At 72.5% G+C, this 25862-nt stretch carries 20 protein-coding genes; 5 read left to right on the top strand and 15 right to left on the bottom strand.

What is annotated here, in order from left to right; translation table 11 throughout:
- Window positions 1-54: 54 nt before the first annotated feature.
- Entirely contained in the window at window positions 55-2916 is a 2862-nt protein-coding gene (gene topA / locus IF61_RS0117295; protein ID WP_030367305.1) for a type I DNA topoisomerase, read from the bottom strand.
- Window positions 2917-3412: 496 nt separating this feature from the next.
- Here topA and IF61_RS0117290 point away from each other — a divergent pair, with 496 nt between their 5' ends.
- On the top strand, window positions 3413-4123 hold the full coding sequence (locus IF61_RS0117290) for a hypothetical protein (RefSeq protein ID WP_030367304.1): 711 nt from the start codon (window positions 3413-3415) through the stop codon (window positions 4121-4123).
- A gap of 47 nt (window positions 4124-4170) precedes the next feature.
- Here IF61_RS0117290 and IF61_RS0117285 read toward each other — a convergent pair whose 3' ends face one another.
- The 5 genes from IF61_RS0117285 to bldG form a co-directional block, all read right to left on the bottom strand.
- Window positions 4171-5697 (bottom strand): DUF7059 domain-containing protein, encoded by a 1527-nt coding sequence (locus IF61_RS0117285; RefSeq protein WP_030367303.1) that lies wholly within the window; start codon window positions 5695-5697, stop codon window positions 4171-4173.
- A gap of 139 nt (window positions 5698-5836) precedes the next feature.
- Window positions 5837-6412, bottom strand: coding sequence for a hypothetical protein (locus tag IF61_RS0117280; protein WP_052392770.1), 576 nt, complete (start codon window positions 6410-6412; stop codon window positions 5837-5839).
- A gap of 226 nt (window positions 6413-6638) precedes the next feature.
- Window positions 6639-9029: a sodium-translocating pyrophosphatase gene (locus IF61_RS0117275; protein WP_030367301.1), complete on the bottom strand. Its 2391-nt coding sequence runs from the start codon at window positions 9027-9029 to the stop codon at window positions 6639-6641.
- 529 nt (window positions 9030-9558) lie between these two features.
- Window positions 9559-10011, bottom strand: coding sequence for an ATP-binding protein (locus tag IF61_RS0117270; RefSeq protein WP_030367300.1), 453 nt, complete (start codon window positions 10009-10011; stop codon window positions 9559-9561).
- 114 nt (window positions 10012-10125) lie between these two features.
- A complete protein-coding gene (gene bldG / locus IF61_RS0117265; protein ID WP_030367299.1) occupies window positions 10126-10467 on the bottom strand; it encodes an anti-sigma factor antagonist BldG in 342 nt (113 codons plus the stop codon).
- Window positions 10468-10521: 54 nt separating this feature from the next.
- Here bldG and IF61_RS0117260 point away from each other — a divergent pair, with 54 nt between their 5' ends.
- Complete coding sequence (locus IF61_RS0117260) at window positions 10522-13041, top strand: DEAD/DEAH box helicase (protein ID WP_078660285.1); 2520 nt, start codon at window positions 10522-10524, stop codon at window positions 13039-13041.
- Here IF61_RS0117260 and IF61_RS37585 read toward each other — a convergent pair.
- From IF61_RS37585 to ssd, 7 genes are all read right to left on the bottom strand, one after another.
- Window positions 12941-13582, bottom strand: a complete 642-nt coding sequence (locus tag IF61_RS37585) for an Rv3654c family TadE-like protein (protein WP_078660284.1) — start codon at window positions 13580-13582, stop codon at window positions 12941-12943. The two genes, IF61_RS0117260 and IF61_RS37585, sit on opposite strands and share 101 nt — an antisense overlap.
- A 7-nt stretch (window positions 13583-13589) precedes the next feature.
- A complete protein-coding gene (locus IF61_RS37025; protein ID WP_030367297.1) occupies window positions 13590-13904 on the bottom strand; it encodes a TadE family type IV pilus minor pilin in 315 nt (104 codons plus the stop codon).
- A 187-nt stretch (window positions 13905-14091) separates the two neighbouring features.
- The gene (locus tag IF61_RS35295) at window positions 14092-14229 is read right to left on the bottom strand and encodes a DUF4244 domain-containing protein (protein ID WP_107043061.1); all 138 of its coding nucleotides are present in this window, start codon (window positions 14227-14229) and stop codon (window positions 14092-14094) included.
- 254 nt (window positions 14230-14483) lie between these two features.
- Window positions 14484-15293 carry a type II secretion system F family protein gene (locus tag IF61_RS0117245; protein WP_030367295.1) on the bottom strand — a complete coding sequence of 270 codons (810 nt, stop codon included), beginning with the start codon at window positions 15291-15293 and terminating at the stop codon, window positions 14484-14486.
- Window positions 15290-16219, bottom strand: coding sequence for a type II secretion system F family protein (locus IF61_RS0117240; RefSeq protein WP_078660300.1), 930 nt, complete (start codon window positions 16217-16219; stop codon window positions 15290-15292). Before IF61_RS0117240 ends, IF61_RS0117245 begins: the two co-directional genes overlap by 4 nt.
- Before the next feature lie 14 nt (window positions 16220-16233).
- Window positions 16234-17391 carry a TadA family conjugal transfer-associated ATPase gene (locus tag IF61_RS0117235; protein ID WP_030367293.1) on the bottom strand — a complete coding sequence of 386 codons (1158 nt, stop codon included), beginning with the start codon at window positions 17389-17391 and terminating at the stop codon, window positions 16234-16236.
- Window positions 17388-18500 (bottom strand): septum site-determining protein Ssd, encoded by a 1113-nt coding sequence (gene ssd, locus IF61_RS0117230; RefSeq protein ID WP_043189544.1) that lies wholly within the window; start codon window positions 18498-18500, stop codon window positions 17388-17390. The genes IF61_RS0117235 and ssd overlap by 4 nt, the downstream gene beginning before the upstream one ends.
- Before the next feature lie 454 nt (window positions 18501-18954).
- Here ssd and IF61_RS0117225 point away from each other — a divergent pair, with 454 nt between their 5' ends.
- On the top strand, window positions 18955-19800 hold the full coding sequence (locus tag IF61_RS0117225; RefSeq protein WP_030367291.1) for an HAD family hydrolase: 846 nt from the start codon (window positions 18955-18957) through the stop codon (window positions 19798-19800).
- A 367-nt stretch (window positions 19801-20167) separates the two neighbouring features.
- Here the strand turns inward: IF61_RS0117225 and IF61_RS0117220 are convergent, their stop codons facing one another.
- Window positions 20168-20986, bottom strand: a complete 819-nt coding sequence (locus IF61_RS0117220; RefSeq protein WP_030367290.1) for a Fic family protein — start codon at window positions 20984-20986, stop codon at window positions 20168-20170.
- A gap of 101 nt (window positions 20987-21087) precedes the next feature.
- Between IF61_RS0117220 and IF61_RS0117215 the strand changes: the two genes are divergently transcribed.
- The gene (locus IF61_RS0117215; RefSeq protein WP_030367289.1) at window positions 21088-22077 is read left to right on the top strand and encodes an ATP-binding protein; all 990 of its coding nucleotides are present in this window, start codon (window positions 21088-21090) and stop codon (window positions 22075-22077) included.
- Here the strand turns inward: IF61_RS0117215 and IF61_RS0117210 are convergent.
- Complete coding sequence (locus IF61_RS0117210) at window positions 22058-23287, bottom strand: polysaccharide deacetylase family protein (RefSeq protein WP_052392769.1); 1230 nt, start codon at window positions 23285-23287, stop codon at window positions 22058-22060. The genes IF61_RS0117215 and IF61_RS0117210 overlap by 20 nt on opposite strands.
- A 285-nt stretch (window positions 23288-23572) precedes the next feature.
- On the opposite strand from IF61_RS0117210, the gene IF61_RS0117205 reads away from it, so the two are divergent.
- Window positions 23573-25861 carry a SulP family inorganic anion transporter gene (locus IF61_RS0117205; protein ID WP_052392768.1) on the top strand — a complete coding sequence of 763 codons (2289 nt, stop codon included), beginning with the start codon at window positions 23573-23575 and terminating at the stop codon, window positions 25859-25861.
- The last annotated feature ends 1 nt before the right edge of the window (window position 25862 follow it).

Raw genomic sequence — 25862 nt, 5'->3', positions numbered from 1 at the left:
CTGACGGAACCGGCCCCGCCTCCCCCCGGCGCGTGCCGGGGGGAGGCGGGCAGGTCACTCGGCGGCGGCCTCGGCGGCCGCGGCCACCTTCTTCGCCGTCGTCTTCTTCGCCGCGGTCGTCTTCTTGGCGGCCGTGGTCTTCTTCGCGGTCGTCGTCTTCTTCGCCGCGGTCTTCTTGGCCGCCGTCTTCTTGGCGGCGGTCTTCTTCGCCGGCGCCTTCTTGGCGACGGCCTTCTTCGCGGTCTTCTTCGCCGGGGCCTTGGCGCGCTTCTCCGCCAGGAGCTCGTAGCCGCGCTCCGGCGTGATCGTCTCGACGTCGTCGTCACGGCGCAGCGTCGCGTTGGTCTCGCCGTCCGTCACGTACGGGCCGAAGCGGCCGTCCTTGACCACGACGGGGCGCTCGCTGACCGGGTCGGTGCCCAGCTCCTTCAGCGGCGGCTTGGCCGCGGCACGCCCGCGCTGCTTGGGCTGGGCGTAGATCGCGAGGGCCTCGTCCAGCGTGATCGTGAAGAGCTGCTCCTCGGTCTCCAGGGAGCGCGAGTCGGTGCCCTTCTTCAGATACGGCCCGTAGCGGCCGTTCTGCGCGGTGATCTCGGTGCCCTCGGCGTCCTTGCCGACGATGCGCGGCAGCTCCATGAGCTTGAGCGCGTCCTCCAGCGTGACCGTGTCGAGGGACATGGACTTGAAGAGCGAGGCCGTGCGCGGCTTGACCGCGTTCTTGCCGGTCTTCGGGGTGCCCTCGGGGAGGATCTCGGTGACGTAGGGGCCGTAGCGGCCGTCCTTGGCGACGATCTGGTGGCCGGTGCCGGGGTCGGTGCCCAGCTCGAAGTCGCCGCTCGGCTTGGCGAGCAGCTCCTCGGCGTACTCGACGGTCAGCTCGTCCGGGGCCAGGTCGGTCGGGACGTCGGCGCGCTGGTGGCCCTCGGCGTCCTTCTCGCCGCGCTCCACGTACGGGCCGTAGCGGCCGACGCGCAGCACGATCCCCTCGCCGACGGGGAAGGAGGACACCTCGCGGGCGTCGATCGCGCCCAGGTCGGTGACGAGCTCCTTGAGGCCGCCGAGGTGGTCGCCGTCGCCGTTGCCGGCGTCGGCGGCAGAACCCTCGGGGCCGTCCGCGGAACCGAAGTAGAAGCGGCGCAGCCACGGCACGGCCTGGGCCTCGCCGCGGGCGATGCGGTCGAGGTCCTCCTCCATGGAGGCGGTGAAGTCGTAGTCGACGAGCCGGCCGAAGTGCTTCTCCAGCAGGTTGACGACGGCGAAGCTCAGGAAGGACGGGACGAGCGCCGTGCCCTTCTTGAAGACGTAGCCGCGGTCGAGGATGGTGCCGATGATCGACGCGTACGTCGACGGGCGGCCGATCTCCCGCTCCTCCAGCTCCTTGACCAGCGAGGCCTCGGTGTAGCGGGCGGGGGGCTTGGTGGCGTGGCCGTCGGCCGTGATCTCCCGGGCGGCCAGCGGGTCGCCCTCGGTGACCTGCGGCAGGCGGCGCTCGCGGTCGTCGAGCTCGGCGTTCGGGTCGTCCGCGCCCTCCACGTAGGCCTTCATGAAGCCGTGGAAGGTGATGGTCTTGCCGGAGGCGCTGAACTCGGCGTCCCGGCCGTCGCTCGCCCGGCCGCCGATCCGGACGGTGACGGAGTTGCCCGTCGCGTCCTTCATCTGGGAGGCGACGGTCCGCTTCCAGATCAGCTCGTAGAGCCGGAACTGGTCGCCGGACAGGCCGGTCTCGGCGGGCGTGCGGAAACGATCACCCGAAGGCCGGATCGCCTCGTGCGCCTCCTGGGCGTTCTTGACCTTGCCGGCGTACGTGCGCGGCTTCTCCGGCAGGTAGTCGGCGCCGTAGAGCTGCGTGACCTGCGCACGGGCCGCGTTCACCGCCGTGTCCGACAGCGTCGTGGAGTCCGTACGCATGTAGGTGATGAAGCCGTTCTCGTACAGCTTCTGGGCCACCTGCATGGTGGCCTTCGCGCCGAAGCCGAGCTTGCGCGAGGCCTCCTGCTGCAGCGTGGTCGTACGGAACGGGGCGTACGGCGAGCGGCGGTACGGCTTGGACTCGACGGAGCGCACGGCGAACGACGCGTCCGCCAGGGCGGCGGCCAGGGCGCGGGCATTGGCCTCGTCCAGGTGGAGGACCTGGGCGGAGTCCTTCAGCCGGCCGGTCGACCCGAAGTCGCGGCCCTGGGCGACGCGCTTGCCGTCGACCGAGGCCAGGCGGGCGGTCAGCGTCGACGGGTCGCTGTTGTCGCCGGGGCGGCCCGTGTCGAAGATGCCGGTGAGGTCCCAGTACTCGGCGGAGCGGAAGGCGATGCGCTCGCGTTCCCGCTCGACGACGAGGCGGGTGGCCACCGACTGCACACGGCCGGCCGACAGCCGCGGCATGACCTTCTTCCACAGGACCGGCGAGACCTCGTAGCCGTAGAGGCGGTCGAGGATGCGGCGGGTCTCCTGGGCGTCGACGAGCTTCTTGTTCAGCTCGCGCGGGCTGGCGACGGCGGCCTGGATCGCGTCCTTGGTGATCTCGTGGAAGACCATCCGGCGGACGGGGACCTTGGGCTTGAGGACTTCCTGCAGGTGCCAGGCGATGGCCTCGCCCTCGCGGTCCTCATCGGTGGCGAGGAAGAGCTCGTCGGACTCGGCCAGCAGCTCCTTGAGCTTCTTGACCTGGTCCTTCTTGTCGTGGTTCACGACGTAGATCGGCTGGAAGTCCTTATCGACGTTGACGCCGAGACGGGCCCAGGGCTCGCCCTTGTACTTCGCCGGGACCTCGGCGGCCCCGTTCGGCAGGTCACGGATGTGCCCGACGCTCGCCTCGACGACGTATCCGGGGCCGAGGTAGCCCTTGATCGTCTTCGCCTTGGCAGGCGACTCGACGATGACGAGTCGGCGGCCGCCCTTTGCGGTCTCGCTGGTCGGGGACAACTTCGCTCTTCTTCCGGTCGGCACTCGGTGTGGGCGCTGCGGTGACGCTGCGGAGTGTGACGGTACATCCCGCCCCCGTGTCAAACGGAAAAAGTCCGCAACGCCACTCGAACGGTAACCCGATGTACGTTCTAACCAGCACGGTATCCAACATCACACTCTTAGGGTCGTAATGAAGGCTACGTCCACTCCGCCCCCGGCGCCGCGCTTCGCCGGACCCCGGCTGCCCTGGCCAAGGGTCTGACAACGGAGGGGCGGTCGGCGGGCCGCGCGCCGCGGGAGTGCGGGCTTGGACCCGAAAGAGTCACCGGACCCCGGGACGATCCTTGACATGGCCCTGCCCGACGCGTCCGGCGCATAAGCGTCCGGCCGGGCCGCGGGCAGCAGGTTGTCCTGAAAACGATGTCCGGAATTGCGGTTCGTAAACGCGGGCGTGGAGTGGGGGCCGTCACGTGAGCGAGGCGGCGTTGTCAGTGGTGGGCACTTCAATGAGCACATGACCGCCGACGATCACGCCGCCGACATCGAGACCGTCCACGACCTCATACCGAGGCTGCCGGACCCGGCGGCGCTGCTGGCGCACTGCCGGGCCCTGGCCGTCCTGGACATCATCCTCGAACGGGACTATCCGCAGTACCGTGACCACGCCTTCGCCCCCCACTGGGCTGACGGCGTGGCGCTGGCCTCGATGGACAACGCCGGGGGCGACCTCTACGCGATCGCCTTCGGTCCGGAGGGCACGTTCCTGTACGGCTTCGACCACGAGTGCGTCGCCACACCGTGGCGTGAGGAGCCGCGCGCCCACTGGCCCGGGCTGCTCGGCGGGCTCCCCGCCGCGCTCGCCGCGTACCCGGCCGAGGAGGCGTTCCTCTTCGAGGGGTTCTTCGACGCCACGCTGTGCGCCTGGCACGTCGGCGGGGCGGACGGGTGGCAGTGCGGCCCCGTGAAGTTCGGCAAGGACGAGACGGACGGAGCCTGGCTCTTCGGGCTGCTGGCGGACGGCAGCGTCGAGGCCCGCGCTGAGGCCTACGCGGCGGACGCCGAGGACCACCTGGAGAGGGCCGTGGACCGCGCCGCGGTGGCGTCGGTCCTGGCCGGCGAACCCCTTACCGCACCCGTCGTCGCCGCGCTCAGCCCCTCGGCCGGGTTCGCCGACGTGGCGGCGGAGGTCGCCGCGCTGGGCTTCCCGGTGGTGGAAGCCCGGTGAGCGCAGACGCCTCCGTCCGCCCGTAGGCCTACTCCGCCTGCTCCCGCCTACTCCCCCGCCGGCGTCAGGAAGCCCTGTTCGACGAGCATCCTGATCGCCTCCGGCGTCCGGTCCCGCAGCAGCACCGGGTCCTCGCCGACCAGCTGGGCGATCGCGTCGAGGATCCGGCCGGCGGTGAGGGAGCCGTCGCACACGCCCGCGAAGCCCGCGCCGACGGTGTCCACCTTGGTGGCCCGCCGCATGCCGCGGTTCTGGCGCAGCACCACGTGCTCGGGGTCCTCCGCGCCCGGGAGGCCGACCTGCTCCTGCACGACCTCGCCGGCCAGGACGAAGCGCGAGGCGAGCAGCGCGGCGTCGTCGTGCGTGCGCAGGAAGTCCTGCCGGTCGAAGTGGTCGCGGACGGTGGGGCCGAGCGGCTGCTCGACGGGGTGCGGCCATTCCTCGGCGACCACGGACGGCCGGTCGGCGCCCGACTTGCGCAGCGTGATCCAGCCAAATCCGATGCCCTTGGTCCTGCGGGCTTCGAACTCGTCCAGCCACGCGTCATAGCGGGCCGCGTACTCGGCCGGGTCGGCGCGGTGGTCGCCCGCGTCGCGCAGCCACAGCTCGGCGTACTGGGCGACGTCCTGCACCTCGCGCTGGACGATCCAGGCGTCGCAGCCGCGCGGCACCCAGGAGGAGAGCCGCTCGCGCCAGTCCTCGCCCTCGACGTGCTGCCAGTTGGCGAGCAGCTGGCAGTAGCCGCCGTCGTTCAGCCGGTCGGCCGACTGCTGGACGAGGGTGCGGCACAGGTCGTCGCCGCCCATGCCGCCATCGCGGTAGGTCAGGCGGGCGCCGGGCGAGATGACGAACGGCGGGTTGGAGACGATCAGGTCGAAGGTGTCGCCGGCGACGGGCTCGAAGAGCGAGCCCTCGCGCAGGTCCGCCTCGGCGACGCCGGACAGCTCCAGCGTGAGCCGCGCGATGTGCAGGGCGCGCGGGTTGAGGTCGGTGGCGGTGACGCGCGTGGCGTGCTGGGTGGCGTGCAGGGCCTGGATGCCGGAGCCCGTGCCCAGGTCGAGGGCGCTGGCGACGGGCGTGCGGACGGTGATGCCCGCGAGGGTGGTCGAGGCGCCGCCGACGCCGAGGACGAGCTGCGCGCGGTCGACCCCGGAGGGGCCGGTCCCGCCCCCGGCGATGCCGCCGGCACCGCCGACGGCGCAGCCCAGGTCGGAGACGATCCACCAGTCCTGCCCGTCGGGACCGCCGTAGGGGCGCACGTCCACGGTGGCGCGGACGGCGTCCCCGTCACGGACGAGCCAGCCCCCGGCGAGGCAGTCGTCGGCGGGCAGCGCGGCCGCGACCCGCGCGTACGGGGCCGGCATCTGCAGCAGGAAGAGGCGGACCAGCGTCTCCAGCGGCCCGTCGCCGCGGGTGGCGCGCAGGGCCGGGACGGTCTCGCTGCGGGCGAGGGCGGCGTAGGCGGGGGCGCCCAGCAGGTCGAGGAGGCCGTCGGCGGTGAAGGCGGCGGCGAGCAGGGCGTCGCGCAGCCGGGAGCTGCGCGCGCGGTCGGCGGCGGGAAGGAGCGTACTCACGGGACCATTGTCGGGGGCGGCACCGGCAAACGCCGAAAGCGGCGGGGTGCGGCGCCGCGCCCCGGGGCCGCGGCCGCGCCGTGCCCCGCCGCGAGCCCGGCCCGGCCGGCGCCGGGCGCCGGGTCCGGCGACGCCGGGGTCAGCCCTTCGACGGCGACGGCGAGAGCGAGTTCTTCTGGCAGCCCGGCTGCTTGGCCATGGCCTTGCCGACGTCGCCCTCCTGCAGCTTCTTGAGCGCCTCGGAGCTCTGGCCGCTGAGCTTGGCGATGTCCCCGCCGATGCTCCTGAGCCCCTCGCCGAACTTGTTCTTGTCGCCGGTGTCGAGGGCGTCGCTCCGCTTCTTCAGGTTCGCGTACGCCGTGGAGAGGTCGTTGAGCGCCTTGACGGCGTTCTTCTGGCTGGTCTCGCCGTCCTTGACCGGCGGAGCGCCCGCGTCCTGCACCGCGTTGGCGAGCGCCTTGTACGCGTCGACGCTGACCTGGAAGCCCGCGGAGTCGGTCTGCTGGACCTTCTTGGAGTCCTCCTCGGTCTGGACGCTCGCGATCGACTTGTTGGCGTCCAGGATCTTCTTCACCTGGGGCTGCATCTGGTCGCAGACCTTCTTGGCCCAGTCGTCCAGCTTCTTCTTGCTCTGGTCGTCGTCGCCGCTGCAGCCGGTCAGCGCCAGCAGGAGCGCCGTACCGCCGGACAGTGCGGCCGCGAGCTTCTTGTTCACCGGATCGGTCCCTTCGATGGCTCTCGGCCCGGAACTTACACGTCCGAGCGGGACCACCCAGGTGGCGGGCACCCCGTATGCCCCCTTTTAAAGCCATTTGCACCAAGCGCAGCGTGTCATTCACCGCACCTGTTTCCCGGGCCGGCGGCGACGGACTGCATGCCACCGCCGCCGACCGGGGTCGAAGTGCCGGGGCGTCAGTTTCTTACAGCGCCGCTTCTCACTCTTACGACACCACCGCCGGATCGGCGGACTTCGCCGCCAGTTCGGCGTTCCCGTCGTCTCCCACCGCGACGCCGCGCCGCTTCGAGACGTACACCGCACCGACGATGACGACGATCGCCAGCGCCGCGACCCCGATCCGCAGGCCCTTGTTGGCGTCGACGCCGTAGGAGAACTTGACCACCGCGGGGGCGATCAGCAGCGCCACCAGGTTCATGACCTTCAGCAGCGGGTTGATGGCCGGCCCGGCGGTGTCCTTGAAGGGGTCCCCGACCGTGTCGCCGATGACCGTCGCGGCGTGCGCCTCGCTGCCCTTGCCGCCGTACTTCCCGTCCTCCACCAGCTTCTTGGCGTTGTCCCAGGCGCCACCGGAGTTGGCGAGGAAGACGGCCATCAGGGTGCCGGTGCCGATGGCGCCCGCGAGGTACGAGCCGAGCGCGCCGACGCCGAGCGAGAAGCCGACCGCGATGGGCGCCATGACGGCCAGCAGGCCGGGCGTGGCGAGTTCGCGCAGCGCGTCCTTGGTGCAGATGTCCACCACACGCCCGTACTCCGGCTGCTCGCTGTAATCCATGATCCCGGGGTGCTCGCGGAACTGTCGCCGCACCTCGTAGACCACCGCGCCCGCCGACCGGGACACGGCGTTGATCGCCAGCCCGGAGAAGAGGAAGACGACCGCGGCCCCGAGGACCAGTCCGACGAGGTTGTTGGGCTGCGAGATGTCCAGACTCAGACCCAGCTCCCCGGACTTCGCGTGCACGTCCTGCACGGCGGTGGCGATCGCGTCGCGGTACGAGCCGAAGAGCGCCGACGCCGCCAGGACGGCCGTGGCGATGGCGATGCCCTTGGTGATGGCCTTGGTGGTGTTGCCGACGGCGTCGAGGTCGGTGAGGACCTGCGCGCCGGCGCCCTCGACGTCGCCGGACATCTCGGCGATGCCCTGGGCGTTGTCGGAGACCGGGCCGAAGGTGTCCATGGCGACGATGACGCCGACGGTGGTCAGCAGGCCGGTGCCGGCGAGCGCGACCGCGAACAGGGCCAGCATGATGGACGTGCCGCCGAGCAGGAACGCCCCGTAGACGGCCAGCGCGATGAGCACCGCCGAGTAGACGGCGGACTCCAGGCCGATGGCGATGCCGGCGAGGACCACCGTCGCCGGGCCGGTCAGGGACGTCCTGCCGATGTCGCGCACCGGCCGCCGGCTGGTCTCCGTGAAGTACCCCGTCAGCTGCTGGATGAGCGCGGCGAGGACGATGCCGATGGCCACGGCCACGAGCGCCAGCACCCTGGGGTCGCCGGAGTGGGCGCGGATGGCCTCGTCCCCGATGCCCTTCAGATCGGCGTAGCTGGAGGGCAGGTACGCGAACACCGCGGCGGCAACCAGGGCCAGCGAGATGACGGCCGAGATGAAGAACCCGCGGTTGATCGCGCTCATCCCGCTGCGGTCGGTGCGACGCGGCGCGACCGCGAAGATGCCGACCATCGCCGTGAGCACGCCGATCGCGGGGACGAGCAGGGGGAAGGCGAGACCCGCGTCACCGAACGCCGCCTTGCCGAGGATCAGCGCGGCCACCAGCGTCACGGCGTACGACTCGAAGAGGTCGGCCGCCATGCCCGCGCAGTCGCCGACGTTGTCGCCCACGTTGTCCGCGATGGTGGCGGCGTTGCGCGGGTCGTCCTCGGGGATGCCCTGTTCGACCTTGCCGACGAGGTCGGCGCCGACGTCGGCCGCCTTGGTGAAGATGCCGCCGCCGACCCTCATGAACATGGCCAGCAGCGCCGCGCCGAACCCGAATCCCTCCAGCACCTTGGGCGCGTCGGCCGCGTAGACGAGGACGACGCAGGAGGCGCCCAGCAGGCCGAGGCCGACGGTGAACATCCCGACGACGCCACCCGTCCGAAACGCGATCTTCATGGCCCGGTGGGACACGGCCGTCAGATCCTTCTCCGGTTCGCCCGGCGCCGGAGTGGCCTCGCGCGCCGCCGCGGCGACCCGCACGTTGCTGCGCACGGCGAGCCACATGCCGATATAGCCGGTGGCCGCCGAGAACAGCGCTCCGATCAGGAAGAAGGCCGAACGCCCGATGCGCTGCGACCAGTTGTCGGCCGGCAGGAGCATCAGGAGGAAGAACACCGCCACGGCGAATACGCTGAGCGTGCGCAACTGCCGGGCGAGATAGGCGTTGGCGCCTTCCTGCACCGCCGCCGCGATCTTTCTCATGTTGTCGGTGCCCTCGCCCGCCGCGAGGACCTGCCGCACCAGGGCGACGGCGACCACGAGCGCCGCGAGCGCGACGGCTGCGATCACGATCACCATGGTGCGGTTGCCCTGGGTCAGTTCGGCTGCGAGATGCTGACTGAAGTCCACCTGTGAAGGGGTGAGGGGCCCCGCCATTCGTCCTCCCTAGACGTTTGGCACATGGGCGCGCAGCTCCTCCGCGCCATTGGTCCACGCGCACGGAACAGCAGCCACGCTCAGGCGTCCTGAGCTCAAGATGGACGGATTGTAGGGAGCCCGGCGAGATCAAAACAGAGCGCAGCAAAGGGAATTGGTCTGCGCAAGTGAAGATCGAGTAAATGATCCGCCGGATAAACGATCTCGGACGGAGATCGGCAATGGAGATCGGAATGAGGATCGGACGGGGATCTGACGGGGATCGGATGGAGATCCATTCCGGCGCGGGGAAACGATCAGCAAAAGATCGCGGAATTTCGGCTGATCCATTCACGGAAGATCCGGACGGAAGCCGGCGAAGGCAGGCGAAGGCAGGCCCGGGCAGGCGGGCTACGGCGGAGGCCGGTGAACATTTGTGAAGGCGACGGCAAAAGGACGTCGACGGGGGCGTCGTCGTGACGCGATCCCGGTGCAGCCCGGAGTTACGCCCGTCCGAGGAGGGCGGGCTACGGCAATAGGCCCGGTCGGGCTACGGCGCGACGGTCGCGGGGGCGATCGGCCAGCTCATACGGATCAGTCCGCCGCGCTCGTCCGCGGTCACCTCGACGTCGTCGACCAGGCCGCTGATGACGGCGAGGCCCATGTCGTCCTCGCTGTCGGCGCCGGCGTCCTCGTGCCCGGGCGCGGGGCGCTCCGAACCGTTCGCAGAGGCGAGGTCGAGGGGGGCGGGGCGGGGGGCGTCGTCCCCCACCTCGATGGAGAACTTCTTCTCCTCCTCGATCAGCGTCACCCGCACGGGGGTGGGCACCTCATGGGCGACGTGCAGGCCGACCGCGCGCGAACAGGCCTCGCCCACGGCGAGCCGGACCTCGTCCAGCACGGCCTCGTCCACGCCGGCACGGCGCGCCACCGCGGCCGCCACCAGCCGGGCGGTCCGGACATGTTCGGGAAGGGCACTGAAGAGCAGTTCGACGGTGGCCACGCCATCCCCCTCGGTCGTACGTGCCCTCTCCCCCTGATCCGGAAAAGGGCGGACTCACGAGGGGGCCGGGCCAGGGCCCGGGTTCCCCCCGCGTGACAGTCTTCCCCGGCGACCTCAGTCGGTCGCCTGCACCGCATCCTCCACCGAGGTGTGGATCGGGAACACCTTGGTGAGACCGGTGATACGGAAAATCTTGAGAATGCGCTCCTGGTTGCAGACCAGGCGCAGCGAGCCCTCATGGGCACGCACCCGCTTCAGCCCGCCGACCAGGACGCCGAGCCCGGTGGAGTCGAGGAAGTCGACGCCCTCCATGTCCACGACGAGGTGATAGCTGCCGTCGTTGACAAGCTCGACCAGCTGCTCACGCAGCTTGGGCGCGGTGTACACATCAATCTCGCCACCGACCCGGACAACCGTACGGTCGCCTACGGTCTCGGTCGACAGGGACAGGTCCACGGATCCTCCAGCACCTTGCATCGAGCGGTCGCCCCCCATGGATCGGCAGCCGCGATGGCATTCAATCACTTACCGGCAGGCGCGCACGACGCCTTGACGCCATTGTCCGTCACGCCAGTGACACACTCGGTGCCGATGGCCAACGATCAACTCCCGCCGGAGGCGGGCGTACATCCCGTTCCCCGGACAGTCCTCGACCGACTGACCGCCGGGGCCGACCGGGCTGCACGCATCACTCATACGGAGCACTTGCCCCCGCGTCCGGGACGTCATGCCCCCTGGCCTGAGCAGATCCGGCCGGAAGTGGTCGAGGCCGTCCGGGCCGCCGGCATCGAGCGGCCCTGGGCTCACCAGGCTCTCACCGCCGGGCACGCGCTGCGCGGCGAGTCGGTGGTCGTGGCCACCGGCACCGCCTCCGGGAAGTCCCTCGCGTACCTGGCGCCGGTCCTCAGCGCCCTGCTGGACGGCTCGGAGGCCCCGAACGGCCGCGGCGCGACCGCCCTGTACCTCGCCCCCACCAAGGCCCTGGCCGCCGACCAGCGGCGCGCCGTACGGTCCCTCGCCGAGCCCCTGGGCAAGGGCGTCCGGCCCGCCGTGTACGACGGGGACACGCCGGTCGAGGAGCGGGAGTGGGTGCGCCAGTACGCCAATTACGCGCTCACCAACCCCGACATGCTCCACCGCTCCATCCTGCCCGCCCACCCCAAGTGGTCCTCCTTCCTGCGCGCCCTGCGCTACGTCGTCATCGACGAGTGCCACACCTACCGGGGCGTCTTCGGCTCGCACGTCGCCCAGGTGCTGCGCCGCCTCCGGCGCGTCTGCGCCCGCTACGGGTCCGATCCGGTCTTCCTCCTCGCCTCGGCCACCGCCTCCGACCCGGCCACCGCGGCGACCCGGCTCACGGGCGTCCCCGTGGTGGAGATCACCGAGGACGCCTCCCCGCGCGGCGAACTCTTGTTCGCCCTGTGGGAGCCCCCGCTCACCGAGCTCCACGGCGAACGCGGGGCCCCCGTGCGCCGCACCGCCACCGCCGAGAGCGCCGACCTCCTCACCGACCTCGTCGTCCAGGGCGTCCGCACCATCGCCTTCGTGCGCTCACGGCGCGGCGCCGAACTCATCGCCCTGATCGCCCAGGAACGCCTCGCCGCCGTGGACCGCTCGCTCCCCGGGCGTGTCGCCGCCTACCGCGGCGGCTACCTCCCCGAGGAGCGCCGCGCCATCGAGCACGCCCTGCACACCGGCGAGCTGCTCGGCCTGTCCGCCACGACCGCGCTGGAGCTCGGCGTCGACGTCGCGGGCCTCGACGCCGTCCTCCTGACCGGCTACCCGGGCACCCGGGCCTCCCTGTGGCAGCAGGCCGGCCGCGCGGGCCGTACGGGCCGGGGAGCCCTGGCCATCCTGGTCGCCCGCGACGACCCCCTGGACACCTACCTCGTCCACCACCCGGAGGCGCTCTTCCGGCAGCCCGTGGAATCCACCGTCCTCGATCCCGACAACCCCTACGTCCTCGCCCCCCATCTGTGCGCCGCGGCCGCCGAGCTGCCGCTCACCGAGGCCGGCCTGTCCCTCTTCGGGCCCGCGGCCCCGGGCGTGCTCACCCAGCTCGAAGGCCGCAAGCTGCTCCGCCGCCGCGGCACCGCCTGGCACTGGACCCGCCGCGAGCGCGCCGCCGACCTGACCGACATCCGGGGCGGCGGCGGCCGGCCCGTCCAGGTCGTGGAGGAGGGCACCGGGCGCCTGCTGGGCACCGTGGACGCGGCCGCGGCCCACGCCTCCGTCCACGAGGGCGCGGTCCACCTCCACCAGGGCCGCACCTACCTCGTCCGCCGCCTCGACCTGGAGGACTCCGTCGCCCTCGTCGAGCAGGCCGACCCGCCGTACTCGACCACCGCCCGCGACACGACCTCCATCTCCATCCTGGAGACCGCCGCCGAGATCCCCTGGGGGGAGGCGCGGCTGTGCTTCGGCTCGGTCGAGGTCACCAACCAGGTCGTCTCCTTCCTGCGCCGCCGGCTGATCACCGGCGAGATCCTGGGCGAGTCCAAACTGGACTTGCCGCCCCGTACGCTGCGGACCCGCGCCGTGTGGTGGACCGTCACCGAGGACCAGCTAGACGAGGCCCGCATCGACCCCGAAGCCCTCGGCGGCGCCCTGCACGCTGCGGAACACGCCTCCATCGGCATGCTCCCCCTCTTCGCCACCTGCGACCGCTGGGACATCGGCGGCGTCTCCGTCCCTCTGCACCCCGACACGCTCCTGCCGACGGTGTTCGTCTACGACGGCCACCCCGGCGGCGCCGGCTTCGCCGAGCGGGCCTTCCACACCGCCGCCCGCTGGCTCACCGCCACCCGCGAGGCGATCGCCGCCTGCGAGTGCGACACGGGCTGCCCTTCCTGCGTGCAGTCCCCCAAGTGCGGCAACGGCAACGACCCCCTCGACAAGCGAGCCGCGATCCGCCTCCTCGCCCGGCTCCTCAGGGACGCCCCGGCCCCGCCGGAGGACACCCCGCCGGAGGACGCCCCGCCGAAGGAGGCCCCGCCGAAGGAGGCCCCGCCGGGGCCGGCCGAAGGCTGAGGCCCGCGGAGGCATTCCCCTGGAGTCCGAGACCCGGCAGACCGGGGTCCCAAAGGCGGGGGCCCGGCAGACCGGGGTCTCGGAGGCCCGGACCCGGAAGGCCAGGGTCTCGGAGACCGGGACCCGGAAAGCCAGGGTCTCGTAGGCCGGGGCCCGGAAAGCCAGCGTCTCGGAAACCAGGGCCTGTGAGGAAACCAGCAGCCGATACGGCCACAGGGGTGAACCCCACCGCTTCCGCGGGCCCCGCCCGCGACCGCACCCGGACGGCATACGGCCCCGCCCGGGCCTCGGCCGCGACCTCGGCGATCTCGCCACTCACTGCGCAGCGCACCACTCTCGTGCCCTGGGCGGCGGCCACCCGCCGGGCGAGGCCGCACGCGGCCTCCTGACCGTCGAGCGCGTGGTCCGCCGCGGCCAGCGCCGCCAGGTCCGCCGCGCCGCCCGCCCGGTGGCGGGCCACCACGGCCTGCCCCATGGCTAGCAGCGCCGCGAACACCGCGCAGAGCGCCGTGACCGCCACCGCCACCCACACCGTGGCCATCCCCCGGTCACCGCACCGTCTCCTCCGCAAGGGCCACCGCCTCTCCGCCCAGCCGCACGGCGAGCGGCCCCGCCGCGCGGGCTTCGACCCGTACCCGTACGAGGTCGCCCTCCCGTGCGACGGCGACACGGGCCCCCTGCGGCGCGGCGGACCGGGCCGCCGCGACCGCCACCGTCTCCGGATCCGACCGGGCGGCCGCCCGGGCACCTGCCCGGGCGGCGTCCACGCACTGGATCTGCGCGGCCGCGGCCATCAGCCCCCAGATCAAGGCCATGCCGAAGAGAATCAGTGCCGGAAGCACCATCGCGGCCTCAGCGGTCACATAGCCGCCGTCGCAGCGCCGGGGACGACTCCGGTGGCCTCCCGCCGCCGGGACTGCCGGAGGGCGCCGGCCCGGTCCACCGGCGGGACCGGCGAGGACGACCTCGCCGGACCCTCCGTCAGAACCCCGGTCCGGTCCAGTGCGTAGTGCCGGCCGACCGGCCCCGGGCGACTGACCGGACGCCCCGTCAGAACGGCGCATTGAGCGCCCTCCCGATGAGCCCCTGCAGAGCCGCGCTGACCGCCCCGCTCGTGACCACCTTGTAGAGCACGGCGGCGAGCGCACAGGCGGCTACGGTGCCGACGGCGTACTCGGCCGTCGACATGCCCGCATCGCCGCCCGCGAAGGCCCACGGCCTGCGTGTTCGCCACGGCACCGGCCACTGCCAGAGCTTGCCCCATTCGCCGGGCCACCACCGGCCCCGCTCTCCGCCCAGCGACCGGTACCTCGCCCGGACGGGCAGTCCCCCATGCGCCCCGCACCAGCCTCGGCGCACGGGCGTCCTCCGCGCTGTCATCGTCTTCCCCGCCATTGTCTTCCCCACCGTCATCGCTGCCATGACCTGCATCCCACTCACCGTCAATGTCCTTTCGTCAAACCACTCGCCAGACCGATCACTACGGGCACCACCCCGACCGTCAGGAACGCGGGCAGGAAGCACAGCCCGAGCGGGGCTGTCGCCAGGACGCCCGCGCGCCGGGCCCGTATGCCCGCCGCCCTGCCGCGCTCGGCCCGCAAACGGCCGGCGAGCCGCGACATGGGCTCCACTGCGGGCACTCCCGTCGCCTGCGCCCTCTCCAGACAGCGGGCGAGCCCCCGGGCGCCCGGAAGGCCGCCCAAGCGGCCCCAGGCCGTGGCCGGGTCGCCGCCGAGCCGGACTTCCGCCGCGGCCCGGGCGAGCCGTTCGCCCACCGGGCCGCCCAGTGACAGGCCGACCGCTTCGGCCGCCTCTCTGGGCCCGGCGCCTGCCGCCAGGCACGCGGCCATGAGATCGGCGGCCAGCGGAAGTTGCCTCTCGGCCTCCCCCGACCGGGTTTGTCCCGGGGCTTCGGCCGCCGGGTCGGCCCTCTTCGGGCGCCGTCGCCACCGCCACATGCCGTACGCGGCGGCGAGTCCCGCCACGCACCCGGCCGCTCCGCCGAGGAGGATGACCCCGGCGGCTCCGGTCCCCGCCGCGGGAAGCCAGTCCCGGGCCGCCGGCAGCCGGCCGGCACAGGCCCTGAGCCCCTGCGCCCTCGTGGCCGTGGCGGGTTCACGCCCGAACAGAGCGACCGCCCGGCGGCGGGCCACCGCTCTCCTGCGGATCCGGACCGCCGCGCTCACCGCGCAAGCGGACGCGACGCCCGCAAGAATCACCATCCACAGGCTGTGGATAACATTTGCGCTCACGAGATTTTCCCTTCCGCCGAGGGGCCGGGCCTGCCCCGCTCGCCGCCACGGTGGCCTTGGGGCTCACCTGCCGCCGCCCGCACGATCCGCCCGGTCCAGGCGATGCCGGTGCCCTCCAGGAGTCCGCCGAGGAGCAGACAGCCGAGCCCGGCCGGGGTGTGCAGCAGCACTCTCAGCGGCGCGGCTCCCAGCGCACTGCCCATCAGCAGGGCGAGCACGGGCAGCAGGGCCAGCATCACGGCGGTGGACCGCGCGCCCGCCAATTGCGACCGCAGCTCCTCCCGTTGGTCCCGCTCGGCGCTCAGCGCGGCAGCCACCCGTTCGAGCCCAGATGCGAGCCCTGCACCCCCGTCCACGGCCACGCGCCAGCAGGCGGCCACACCGTGCAGCCCCTCGGCCCCGGGGCGTACGGCCACGGCCCGCAGGGCCTCCGGCACGTCGCCGCCGAACCTCGCCGCCGCCGCAACGGCCGCCCACTGCGGGCCCAAGTCCCCCGCGGGCACGCCTGCCAGCGCCTGGCCGGGCTGCCTGCCCGCCCGCAGGTCGCCCGCGACCGTCCCGCACAGCTCGATCACTGCCGCCTCGCGCCGCTCCCGTTCGCCCTGCTCCCGCCGAGCGGCCAGCCACCTCCGTACGAGCGGGACGGCTGCGAGCGCTGCCACCAGCGGCAGCAGCGACGCCCCCGACAAGGCCACCCCACCGCCGACCGGAAGGCACATCAGCTCCCGCCTGTCCCGCGCCCACCGGCACAGCCGGCCGGCCCGCTCTCCCACCCAGGCGAGCGGCCACGGGACGGCGGGCGGGGCGGATCCGCCGCCCGCGAACAGCAGCCGGGCGCGGCGCAGCTCCCGGCCGGGGCCGGTCGGGGGCCAGGCCATGAACAGCGCGCCCAGCGCGGCGGCGCTCGTGAGCGCAGTCGGCGGCATCGTCCCTGCGCCGGTCACGGCGTCGCTCCGCCCCGCTCGCACAGCCCGGCCAGCCGGGCCCATCCGCGCGCCCGCTGAAAGCCCTCGGCGCCCCGGACGACGGCCGGTACGGTAGTGACGAATCCGGCAGGGTCCCGGTCGAGCACATGCACCTCGGCGACGCGCCGCCGCCCGCCGCGCTCCCGTACGAGGTGGATGACGACCGACAGGCCGGCCGCCAATTGGCTGTGCAGCGCGGCCCGGTCGAGACCGGCGGCCGAGCCCAGCGCTTCGAGCCGGGCGGGGACGTCCGCCGCGGCATTCGCGTGAACCGTGCCGCAGCCTCCCTCGTGCCCGGTATTGAGGGCGGCCAGCAGGTCCGTGACCTCCGCTCCGCGGACCTCGCCCACCACCAGCCGGTCCGGCCTCATGCGCAGGGCCTGCCGGACCAGGTCCCGCAAGGTGACCAGGCCCATGCCCTCCTGGTTCGCCGGGCGGGTCTCCAGCCGGACCACGTGCGGGTGATCGGGGCGCAGTTCGGCGGAGTCCTCGGCGAGGACGATCCGCTCGTCCGGCGCCACCAACCCGAGCAAGGTGGTCAGCAGCGTCGTCTTGCCGCTGCCCGTTCCGCCGCTGATCACGAACGAGAGCCTCGCTTCGAGCACCGCCCGCAGCAGCCTGTCCCCGCCCGGCGGCACCGTCCCGGCGGCCACCAGGTCGTCCAGGGTGAAGGCGCGGGGGCGCACGACGCGCAGCGAGAGGCAGGTGGAGCCGACGGCGATCGGGGGCAGCACCGCATGCAGCCGCGTGCCGTCGGGCAGCCGGGCGTCGACCCAGGGGCGGGCGTCGTCCAGCCGCCGCCCGGCGATGGCTGCGAGCCGCTGGGCGAGCCTGCGCACGGCCGTGGCATCCGGGAAGACGACGTCCGTGCGCTGCAGGCCGGCGCCCCGGTCGACCCAGACCTGGTCGGGCGCCGTGACGAGGACGTCGGTGACGTCGGGCTCGGCCAGCAGCCGTTCCAGCGGACCGGCACCGATCAGCTCGGAGCGCAGCCGGGCGGCGACGCCGAGAATCTCGGCGTCTCCCAGCAACCGCCCTTCCTGGCGCAGCGCCTCCGCGACCTTGGCGGGCGTGGGTTCGGCGCCGCTCTCGGCCAGCCTCAGCCGCACGGCCTCCAGCAGTCCGGCGCTCATGACGACGCCCGCTGGAGTGCCTCGAAGCAGGCCCAGAAGTCGGTGCAGAACCGGGCCAGCGGGCCGCGCTCGCCGCCCGGCGGCCGGCCCGCTGCGAGCGCGGCCGCCAGGCCCGTCTCCGGAGGGAGCTCGCCGGCGAGAGGCAGGCCGAGGAGGCGGGAGACCTGCTCTCCGTCGAGGCCGGCTGTGCGCGGAGCGCGGACGACCACCCGCAGGTCGCCGATGACCGCTCCGACAGTGGCGGCGACGCGGTGCGCCGCGGCCACGGCCCGCAGCTCCGCCAGCACCACCAGCAGGCCCGCATCGAGCTGTTCGACGGCTTCGAGGGCAGCTTCGTCGAGCCGGCGCGGCAGATCGACCACCACCGCCCCGCCCCGGCGGCGCGCCGCGGCCAGCACGGCCTTCACCGCTTCTGGCGGCACGGCCGTACAGGAGCTCCGGTCCCAGCTGAGCAGGCGCATCGAGTGGAGCTCGGGCAGGGCCTCCTCCAGCGCCCGGCACGCCACGCGGCCCCGGGAGTCGGCGAAGGCAGGCCAGCGCAGCCCGTCCACTCGTTCGCCGCCGAGCAGGACGTCGAGGCCGCCGCCCAGCGGATCTCCGTCGATGAGCATGGTGCGCCGCCCGTCGGCGGCGGCGCTGACGGCGAGGGCGCACGCCAGCGTGCTCGCACCCGCGCCGCCGCATCCGCCGATCACCCCGACGGTGAGGGCGGGCCGCCCGGCGCCTTCGACGGCGTCGGCGATCCGCTCGACGAGCCGGCCCTCGCAGCCGGGCAGCAGCGCCACATCCCGCGCGCCGATCTCCACAGCCAGCTGCCACACCCCGGCGTCGCCGCGGTCCCGGCCGACGAGCAGGACCGCGTCCCCGTGAGCCGCGAGGCGCGAGCCGCGCAGGCGGCGCGCGCACTCCTCCCCGACCAGGATCAGCGGTGGATCGAGGCCGGCGCCGCGGCGCGCTGGGGCGCCGTGCGCCACTTCGGGCACGGCGCCGGCCGCCGCGCACAGGCGCAGCAGGTCGTCGAGCAGCTCCTCGTCCTCGGCGATGATCAGTGGTCCGCGCTGCCTCCCGCCGGCGGCGGGCGGCCATTCGGATGCGCTGGATCCGGCCACGGTGTCCTCCCCGTCTCAACTGCGCGCTCTCGCATCCGCGGACATCGCGGAAGAGCGCGGGGAATCACCGTGCAGCGAACTGGAAAACAATGTGGATCTTGGTCAAAAACTGTGGACAACTCAGCCGCTGTGAATATCCCGGTCACCTATACCGGTGACTTCCACAGAGCAGCCCGCCGATTACGCTGCGTAGCGTGTATGAAGGGAGGAGGCAGCCGCCGGAACGGGCGGCGCGGGAGGGAGGAATGCCGGGTGAGGACCCGCAAAATACATCCGGACATGCGACGACCCCCGCCGGGGGGGAGAGCGGGGGTCGTCCCCACGGCCGACTCGGGGGGGGAGGAGTCGGACCGGGTTAGACACGGTCGCGAACGATCCGTGACTTCCATGGTGTACCCGAGAGCCTTCTCAGGCAAACCCACACGCCTCAGCTTACGCCGAATGGAGGGCGCCTATGCTCGGCATCGTGGAAAACCACTCGTTGCCCCGGACAGCCGCGTTCTTTGATCTGGACAAGACGGTCATTGCGAAGTCGAGCACGCTCACCTTCAGCAAGTCGTTCTACCAAGGTGGCTTGATCAACCGGCGTGCTGTGCTGCGCACGGCGTACGCACAGTTCGTCTTCCTCGCCGGCGGAGCCGATCACGATCAGATGGAGCGGATGCGCGAGTATCTCTCGGCGCTCTGCAGGGGCTGGAATGTCCAGCAGGTCCGCGAGATCGTCGCCGAGACCCTGCACGAACTCATCGACCCGATCATTTACGACGAAGCCGCTTCCCTCATCGAAGCACACCACACCGCCGGGCGCGACGTGGTGATTGTCAGCACCTCGGGCGCCGAGGTCGTCGAGCCCATCGGCGAACTGCTGGGCGCGGACCGCGTGGTGGCCACCCGCATGGTTGTGGAGGACGGCGCCTTCACCGGCGAAGTCGAGTACTACGCCTACGGACCCACCAAGGCCGAAGCCATCAAGGAGCTCGCCGAGTCGGAGGGGTACGACCTCTCCCGGTGCTACGCCTACAGCGACTCCGTCACCGACATCCCCATGCTCGAAACCGTCGGCCACCCGCACGCGGTCAACCCCGACCGGGCGCTGCGCCGGGAGGCCGTGGCCCGCGACTGGCCGGTCCTCTCCTTCAACCGCCCCGTCCGGCTCAAGCAGCGGGTGCCCGCCCTGTCGATGCCCTCGCGCCCCGCTCTCGTCGCGGCGGCCGCGGTCGGCGCGGCCGCGGCGACCGCGGGCCTGGTCTGGCTGGCCGGGCGGCGCCGGGAGCCGGGTGCCCGCATTGCCCAGGTTTAGTGCTAAATGCAAAGAACTGTGGCTCGACCTTCCGCTTCAGCGGCGACAGGAGTAGAAAGGACTTAACGGCCCGCGAGACCAGGGACATCCGGGAGGACGCCCTTCACGCACCACGGCCCCACGGACCGACGCATGAACGCCGGGCACCCACGCGACGCCGACCCGTCGATTACGGGCCAGCCGCACCAGGTGACGGGCAAAGTCCCCGGCCTGATGGGCAAATATCGTGCACGCATGGTAACCCGGCGAACATGCCAGCGGCGGTACCGGAGTTGACCGGTGCCGCCGCAACCCTGTCCGGCACTTCCTGCGCCCCGCGCGGCACCCCGCAGCGGCCGGACAGGCCGCCGCGGGAGGCGTCGTGGACTCAGGCGGCTCCGCGCTGGAGCGCCTCGCACACCGCGGTGCTTTCCCGCACACCCAGCTCGATCGCGCGGCCGCAGTGCGCGATCCAGGCCCCGACCCCCTCCGGCGTGCCCGACGCATAGCCGTCGAGCGCGGCCAGATAGGCCTCCGCACCCAGCTCGGCGTGGCCGACCTCGGCCGGGCAGATGGACTTGGGGTCGAGCCCGCTGCCCACGAGCACGATCCGCTCCGCGGTCCGCGCGACCAGGCCGTTGTATGAGCCGAAGGGGCGCAGGGCGAGCAGTTCGCCGTGCACCACGGCCGCCGTCACCAGCGCGGGCGCCTCCGTCCCCGCGAGGAGCAGCCCCGCCAGGCCCTCGAGCCGCCCGGCCACCTCCGACGCGCTGGGCACCGCCAGCCGGACCAGCGGCTCGTCGACGGGCTCCCCCTCCAGCCGGGGCCGGCCGACCGTCTCGTCCGGCCGTGTCCCGCCCGCGGCCACCAGGTGCAGCCTGGCCAGCACGCGCAACGGCGACTGCCGCCACACGCTCAGCAGCTGGCCCGCCTCGGCGGTCAGCCGCAGGGCGGCGCCCACCGCCCGCGCCTCCGTCTCGACGCCGAAGTCGGTGCGGCGGCGCACCTCTTCGAGCGCCCAGTCGGCGCCGGACAGCGCGGCCGAGCCGCGCGCGCCGCGCAGTGCGGCCTCGGAAGTGATCTCGTTGCTGCGGCGGCGCATCACCCGGTGCCCGTAGACGCGGTCCACCGCCTTGCGCACGGAGTCCACGGAATCGGCCACGCCGGGGAGCGAGGCCAGGGCGGCGAGCGGGTCGGTCGTACTCATGCGTAAGACAGTACGCACTTCGGGTCTACACCCCTCGAACGAGTGGTCTTCTTCACGCACTGCTCTCACTCCGTGCACCCTCCCACCTACGCTTGGTGAACATGAAGATCGCTTTCGTAGGGAAGGGCGGCAGCGGGAAGACCACGCTGTCCTCACTGTTCATCCGCCACCTCGCCGCGGACCGCGCCCCCGTCGTCGCGGTGGACGCCGACATCAACCAGCACCTCGGCGCGGCGCTCGGGCTGGACGAGGAGGAGACCTCCGCACTGCCCGCGATGGGCGCTCAGCTCCCCCTGATCAAGAACTACCTGCGCGGCAGCAACCCGCGGATCACCTCCGCCGAGACGATGATCAAGACGACGCCGCCGGGCGAGGGCTCGCGCCTGCTGCGGATCGCCGAGGACAACCCGGTCTACGACGCCTGCGCCCGCCCGGTCGAGCTCGACGGCGGGCCCGTACGGCTGATGGTCACGGGCCCGTTCACCGAGTCCGATCTCGGCGTCGCCTGCTACCACTCCAAGGTCGGGGCCGTCGAGCTGTGCCTCAACCACCTGGTGGACGGCCCCGGGGAGTACGTCGTCGTCGACATGACGGCCGGCAGCGACTCCTTCGCCTCGGGCATGTTCACCCGGTTCGACATGACGTTCCTGGTGGCCGAGCCCACCCGCAAGGGCGTGTCCGTCTACCGCCAGTACAAGGAGTACGCCCGCGACTTCGGCGTCTGCCTCAAGGTCGTGGGCAACAAGGTCCAGGGCCAGGACGACATCGACTTCCTGCGCGACGAGGTCGGCGAGGACCTGCTGGTGACCTTCGGCCACTCCGACTGGGTGCGGGCGATGGAGAAGGGCCGGCCGCCCCGCTTCGGCCTGCTCGAGGAGCACAACCACCGGGCGCTGCGCACCCTGCGCGAGACGGCGGACGGCTCGTACGAGCTGCGGGACTGGCAGCGCTACACCCGCCAGATGGTGCACTTCCACCTGAAGAACGCGGAGAGCTGGGGCAACGCCAAGACGGGCGCCGACCTGGCGGCCCAGGTCGACCCCTCCTTCGTGCTGAACGAGAGCTGGGCCTCTACTCCTCAGCCCGCTTGATGCGCCGGGCGGCGGGGAAGCGCTCCCAGCCGCCCTTGGGTGCCTGCCCGACGTCGAGCCCGCGCAGTGCCGACAGGAGCCTGTTGTCCTGCGCGTCGAGCCAGTCGGCCAGTTGTTTGAAGGACACGCAGCGCACCTCCTCCTTGGTGCAGACGGTTTTGATGACGCTCTCGACCGCCCGCATATAGGTGCCGCCGTTCCAGGATTCGAAGTGGTCGCCGATGAAGAAGGGGGCCCGGTTCCCGCGGTAGGCGCGGCGGAATCCGGCGAGGAGGCCGTCGCGCATCTGCTTGCCCCAGGCGCGGTGCAGGGCGCGGCTGCCCCGGGTCGTGCCGGACTGATTGGCGAGGAAGTTGTAGTCCATCGACAGGGTTTCGAAGTCCCGGCCGGGCACCGGGATGTCCTGCAGGGGGAAGTCCCAGAGCCCGCCCAGCTTGTGGGGCCACACCTGCCGGCCGCCGATCGAGCTCGCGTCGTAGCGGAAGCCCATGGTCTTGGCGGCCCGCACGAGGTTGCGCTGGCCTTCCAGGCAGGGGGCGCGGCCACCGACGAGCTCCTTGGCGTAGTCGAACGGAAGCGGATCCTCCTCCTTCAGGTCGGCGTTGGTCCTCCAGTTCCTCACCAGGGACCGCGCCTGCCGGATCTCGCTCTTCCACTCCTTGGGCGACCAGGTGCCGACCCCCCGGTCGGGGCCGCAGAAGTGGCCGTTGAAGTGCGTTCCGATCTCGTTGCCGTCGAGCCAGGCGCCGCGGAGCTGTTCCACGGTGTCCCTGACGCCTTTGACGGTGTTGAAACCGATGTCCGAGGCGCCGGGCCGGTGCCGGGGCGGTTTGTAGAGGCGCCGCTTGCCCGCGGGGAGCATGTACACGCCGCTGAGGAAGTAGGTCATCGTCGCGTGGTGCTTCCTGCCGACGGCGCGGAAGCGGGAGAACAGGTGCTGCCCGTCCTCGCCCGAGCCGTCCCAGGAGAAGACGACGAACTGCGGCGGCCTGTGCCCGGGCTGGAGCCGGTCGGGGGTGGGCTGTCCGGGCTGGGGACCCGTATCGGCGGTGGAACCGTCACCGATGAGGCGGACGGGACGGCGTCCGGCCTCGGGGTCGGCCGCGCCGCGCGGCGCGCCGGGGGCCGCGTCGCCCGAGCAGCCCGCCGAACCCGTCGCCAGGGCAAGGGCCGTGAGGCCGCCCAGCGCCACTTTCCATCCAGCGGCCATCAGCCACCTCTGCCTTCGCTGCCTGCCCGATCCGGCATCTCAACCTCGCACGCCCGACCCCCTATATCGGTATTACAGACAGATAAAATGACAAATTCACTCAATCGATGGAACCGCGCCTTTATTCGACCTTCCACTCTTCCCGGGATCTTTACTCTCCATTACGATCCGTTTACCGAGAGTTGAGTTAACCCCCGCCACCGCAGCCGCTTCCGCCGCTGCGCGCCGTGACCACGGCCGCGCCTTCAGCGCGTCCGCGCCGCCCCGACGAAGACGGGAACGCCCATGCAGCCTCAGTCACCATCGACGCACCACCCACGGGCAGCCACGGACGGGCCGGGCCCCGCCGACCGGTCCACCTGGCGCCGGGATCTCGCCGCTTCCTTCGTCATCTTCCTCATCGCCGTGCCGCTCTCCCTGGGCATCGCGCTGGCCACCGGAGCTCCGCTCCAGGCCGGGCTGGTGGCGGCTGCGGTCGGCGGAATCGTGGCGGGGCTGCTGGGCGGAGCGCCGTTCCAGGTCAGCGGCGCCGCCACGGGCCTGGTCGTGGTGACGGCCGAGCTGGTCCAGCAGTACGGCTGGCGGGCCACCTGCGCGATCACCGCGCTCGCCGGCCTGACCCAACTCGCCCTGGGTACGGCCCGAGTGGCCCGCGGGGCGCTGGCCGTCAGCCCGGCGATCGTGCACGGCGTGCTCGCCGGCATCGGCGTCACGATCGCCCTCGGCCAGCTCCACGTCGTCCTGGGCGACACCCCGAACAGCTCCGCCCTGGAGAATCTGGCCGCCCTCCCCTCGGAGCTGAGCCGTCCGCACCCTTCGGCCCTGCTGGTCGGGGCCGTCACGGCAGCCGTCCTGGTGGGCTGGCCCCGGCTGCCGGGCCGGGCCGGGCAGTGGCTGCGCACGGTCCCCGCCCCGCTGGCCGCCGTCGCCGTTGCCACCGGCGTCAGCACCGGCATGCCCGTCCCCCGCGTCTCCCTCCCCCAGTGGCAGCTGCAGGCACTGCCCGCCCTGCCGGACGGGCCGGTGCTGGGCGTCTTCGCCGCGGTGCTGACGGTCACGCTCGTGGCGAGCATGGAGTCGCTGCTGTCCGCAGTGGCCGTGGACCGGCTGCGTGCCGAGCGCGCGGGCCCGCAGCACGAGCCGGCCGAGCTCGACCGCGAGCTCGCCGGCCAGGGAGCGGCCAATGTGGTGTCCGGCCTCCTCGGCGGCCTGCCGGTCGCCGGCGGCGCGATCCGCGGGTCGGCGAACGTGGCGGCGGGGGCCGCCTCCCGCAAGTCCACCGTGCTGCACGGGCTGTGGGTGCTGCTCTGCGCCGGCCTGCTCACGACGGTCCTGGAGCTGATCCCCCTGGCAGCCCTTGCCGCACTGGTGATGGTGGTCGGAGTGAAGATGGTGAGCTTCGCGCACATCAAGCACGTACAGCGGCACCGCGAGTTCCCCATGTACGCGTCCACGCTCGGCGCCGTGGTGCTGTTCGGCGTCCTGCAGGGCGTCGCCGTCGGCATCGTGGTCACGGCCTTCCTCTCACTGCGGCGCCTCGCCCACACCCGCATCACCGTGGACGAGGAGAGCGGCAGCCACCTGGTCCGGGTCAGCGGGCAGTTGACGTTCCTGGCGGTCCCCAAGCTGAGCCGGGCGCTCGCACAGGTGCCGCCGGAGGCGCCGGCGGTCGTGGAGCTGGGCGGCTCGTTCATGGACCACACCGCGTACGACACCCTCCAGTCGTGGACGAACGCCCATCGCGCGCGGGGCGGCTGGGTCACGCTGCGGGGCCGTGGCGGACGGCCGATCGCCGAGCCGGCCAGCACGCACGCCTGCCGCCCCTGGACGCCCTGGCGCAACCACCACTGCACCCGGCCCGCCGCGCCGGCCGACACCCTCGCCCCACAGGGCGGACAGCAACTTCTCGGCGGCGTCAGCGCGTTCCAGCGCAACACGGCCCCGCTCGTACGGGCCGAGCTGGCGCGGCTCGCCCGCGAGGGTCAGTGCCCGACGCAGCTCTTCCTGACCTGCGCCGACTCCCGGCTCGTCACCAGCATGATCACCTCCAGCGGCCCGGGCGACCTCTTCACCGTGCGGAACGTCGGCAATCTCATCCCGCCGCCCGCCACGGACGGCTCGTGCGACTCCGTCGGTGCCGCCGTGGAGTACGCCGTGGAGGTGCTGAAGGTCGGCAGCATCACCGTGTGCGGGCACTCGGGATGCGGCGCGATGCAGGCACTGCTCGACTCCGAGGGCGGGGAGCCCGGCTCGCCGCAGACCACGCTCACGCGCTGGCTGCGCCACGGCCGCCCGAGCCTGGCCCGGACGCAGCGGATCGGGCGGCTCGGCCGCGGCGAGGTGGCGGTGGCCGACCGGCCCGTGGCCGACGCCCTCGAACGGCTCGCGCTCGTCAACGTGATGCAGCAGCTCGACCACTTGATGGCCCACGCCTGTGTCGCCCGCCGCGTGGCCGAGGGATCGCTCCAGCTGCACGGCATGTACTTCCATGTGGGCGAGGCGCAGGCCTATGTCCTGGACCCGCCCTCGCGCACCTTCACGGCCGTACGCCCGGAGATCCTCGACGCCGTCTGAA

Origin of the sequence: Streptomyces roseoverticillatus (assembly GCF_000719265.1) — a bacterium.
Classification (GTDB): Bacteria; Actinomycetota; Actinomycetes; order Streptomycetales; family Streptomycetaceae; genus Streptomyces; species Streptomyces roseoverticillatus.
This window is presented reverse-complemented; position numbering and strand designations above follow the sequence as displayed.

Coding starts and splice junctions, on each gene's coding strand:
- IF61_RS37585 (WP_078660284.1), bottom strand. CDS start 13,582: ATGGCCACGGTGTGGGTGGCGGTGGCGGTCACGGCGCTCTGCGCGGTG.
- IF61_RS0117290 (WP_030367304.1), top strand. CDS start 3,413: ATGACCGCCGACGATCACGCCGCCGACATCGAGACCGTCCACGACCTC.
- IF61_RS0117235 (WP_030367293.1), bottom strand. CDS start 17,391: ATGAGCGCCGGACTGCTGGAGGCCGTGCGGCTGAGGCTGGCCGAGAGC.
- IF61_RS0117275 (WP_030367301.1), bottom strand. CDS start 9,029: ATGGCGGGGCCCCTCACCCCTTCACAGGTGGACTTCAGTCAGCATCTC.
- IF61_RS0117210 (WP_052392769.1), bottom strand. CDS start 23,287: ATGGCCGCTGGATGGAAAGTGGCGCTGGGCGGCCTCACGGCCCTTGCC.
- IF61_RS0117215 (WP_030367289.1), top strand. CDS start 21,088: ATGAAGATCGCTTTCGTAGGGAAGGGCGGCAGCGGGAAGACCACGCTG.
- IF61_RS0117260 (WP_078660285.1), top strand. CDS start 10,522: ATGGCATTCAATCACTTACCGGCAGGCGCGCACGACGCCTTGACGCCA.
- IF61_RS0117225 (WP_030367291.1), top strand. CDS start 18,955: ATGCTCGGCATCGTGGAAAACCACTCGTTGCCCCGGACAGCCGCGTTC.
- IF61_RS0117220 (WP_030367290.1), bottom strand. CDS start 20,986: ATGAGTACGACCGACCCGCTCGCCGCCCTGGCCTCGCTCCCCGGCGTG.
- IF61_RS35295 (WP_107043061.1), bottom strand. CDS start 14,229: ATGTCGACGGCCGAGTACGCCGTCGGCACCGTAGCCGCCTGTGCGCTC.
- IF61_RS0117240 (WP_078660300.1), bottom strand. CDS start 16,219: ATGCCGCCGACTGCGCTCACGAGCGCCGCCGCGCTGGGCGCGCTGTTC.
- IF61_RS0117205 (WP_052392768.1), top strand. CDS start 23,573: ATGCAGCCTCAGTCACCATCGACGCACCACCCACGGGCAGCCACGGAC.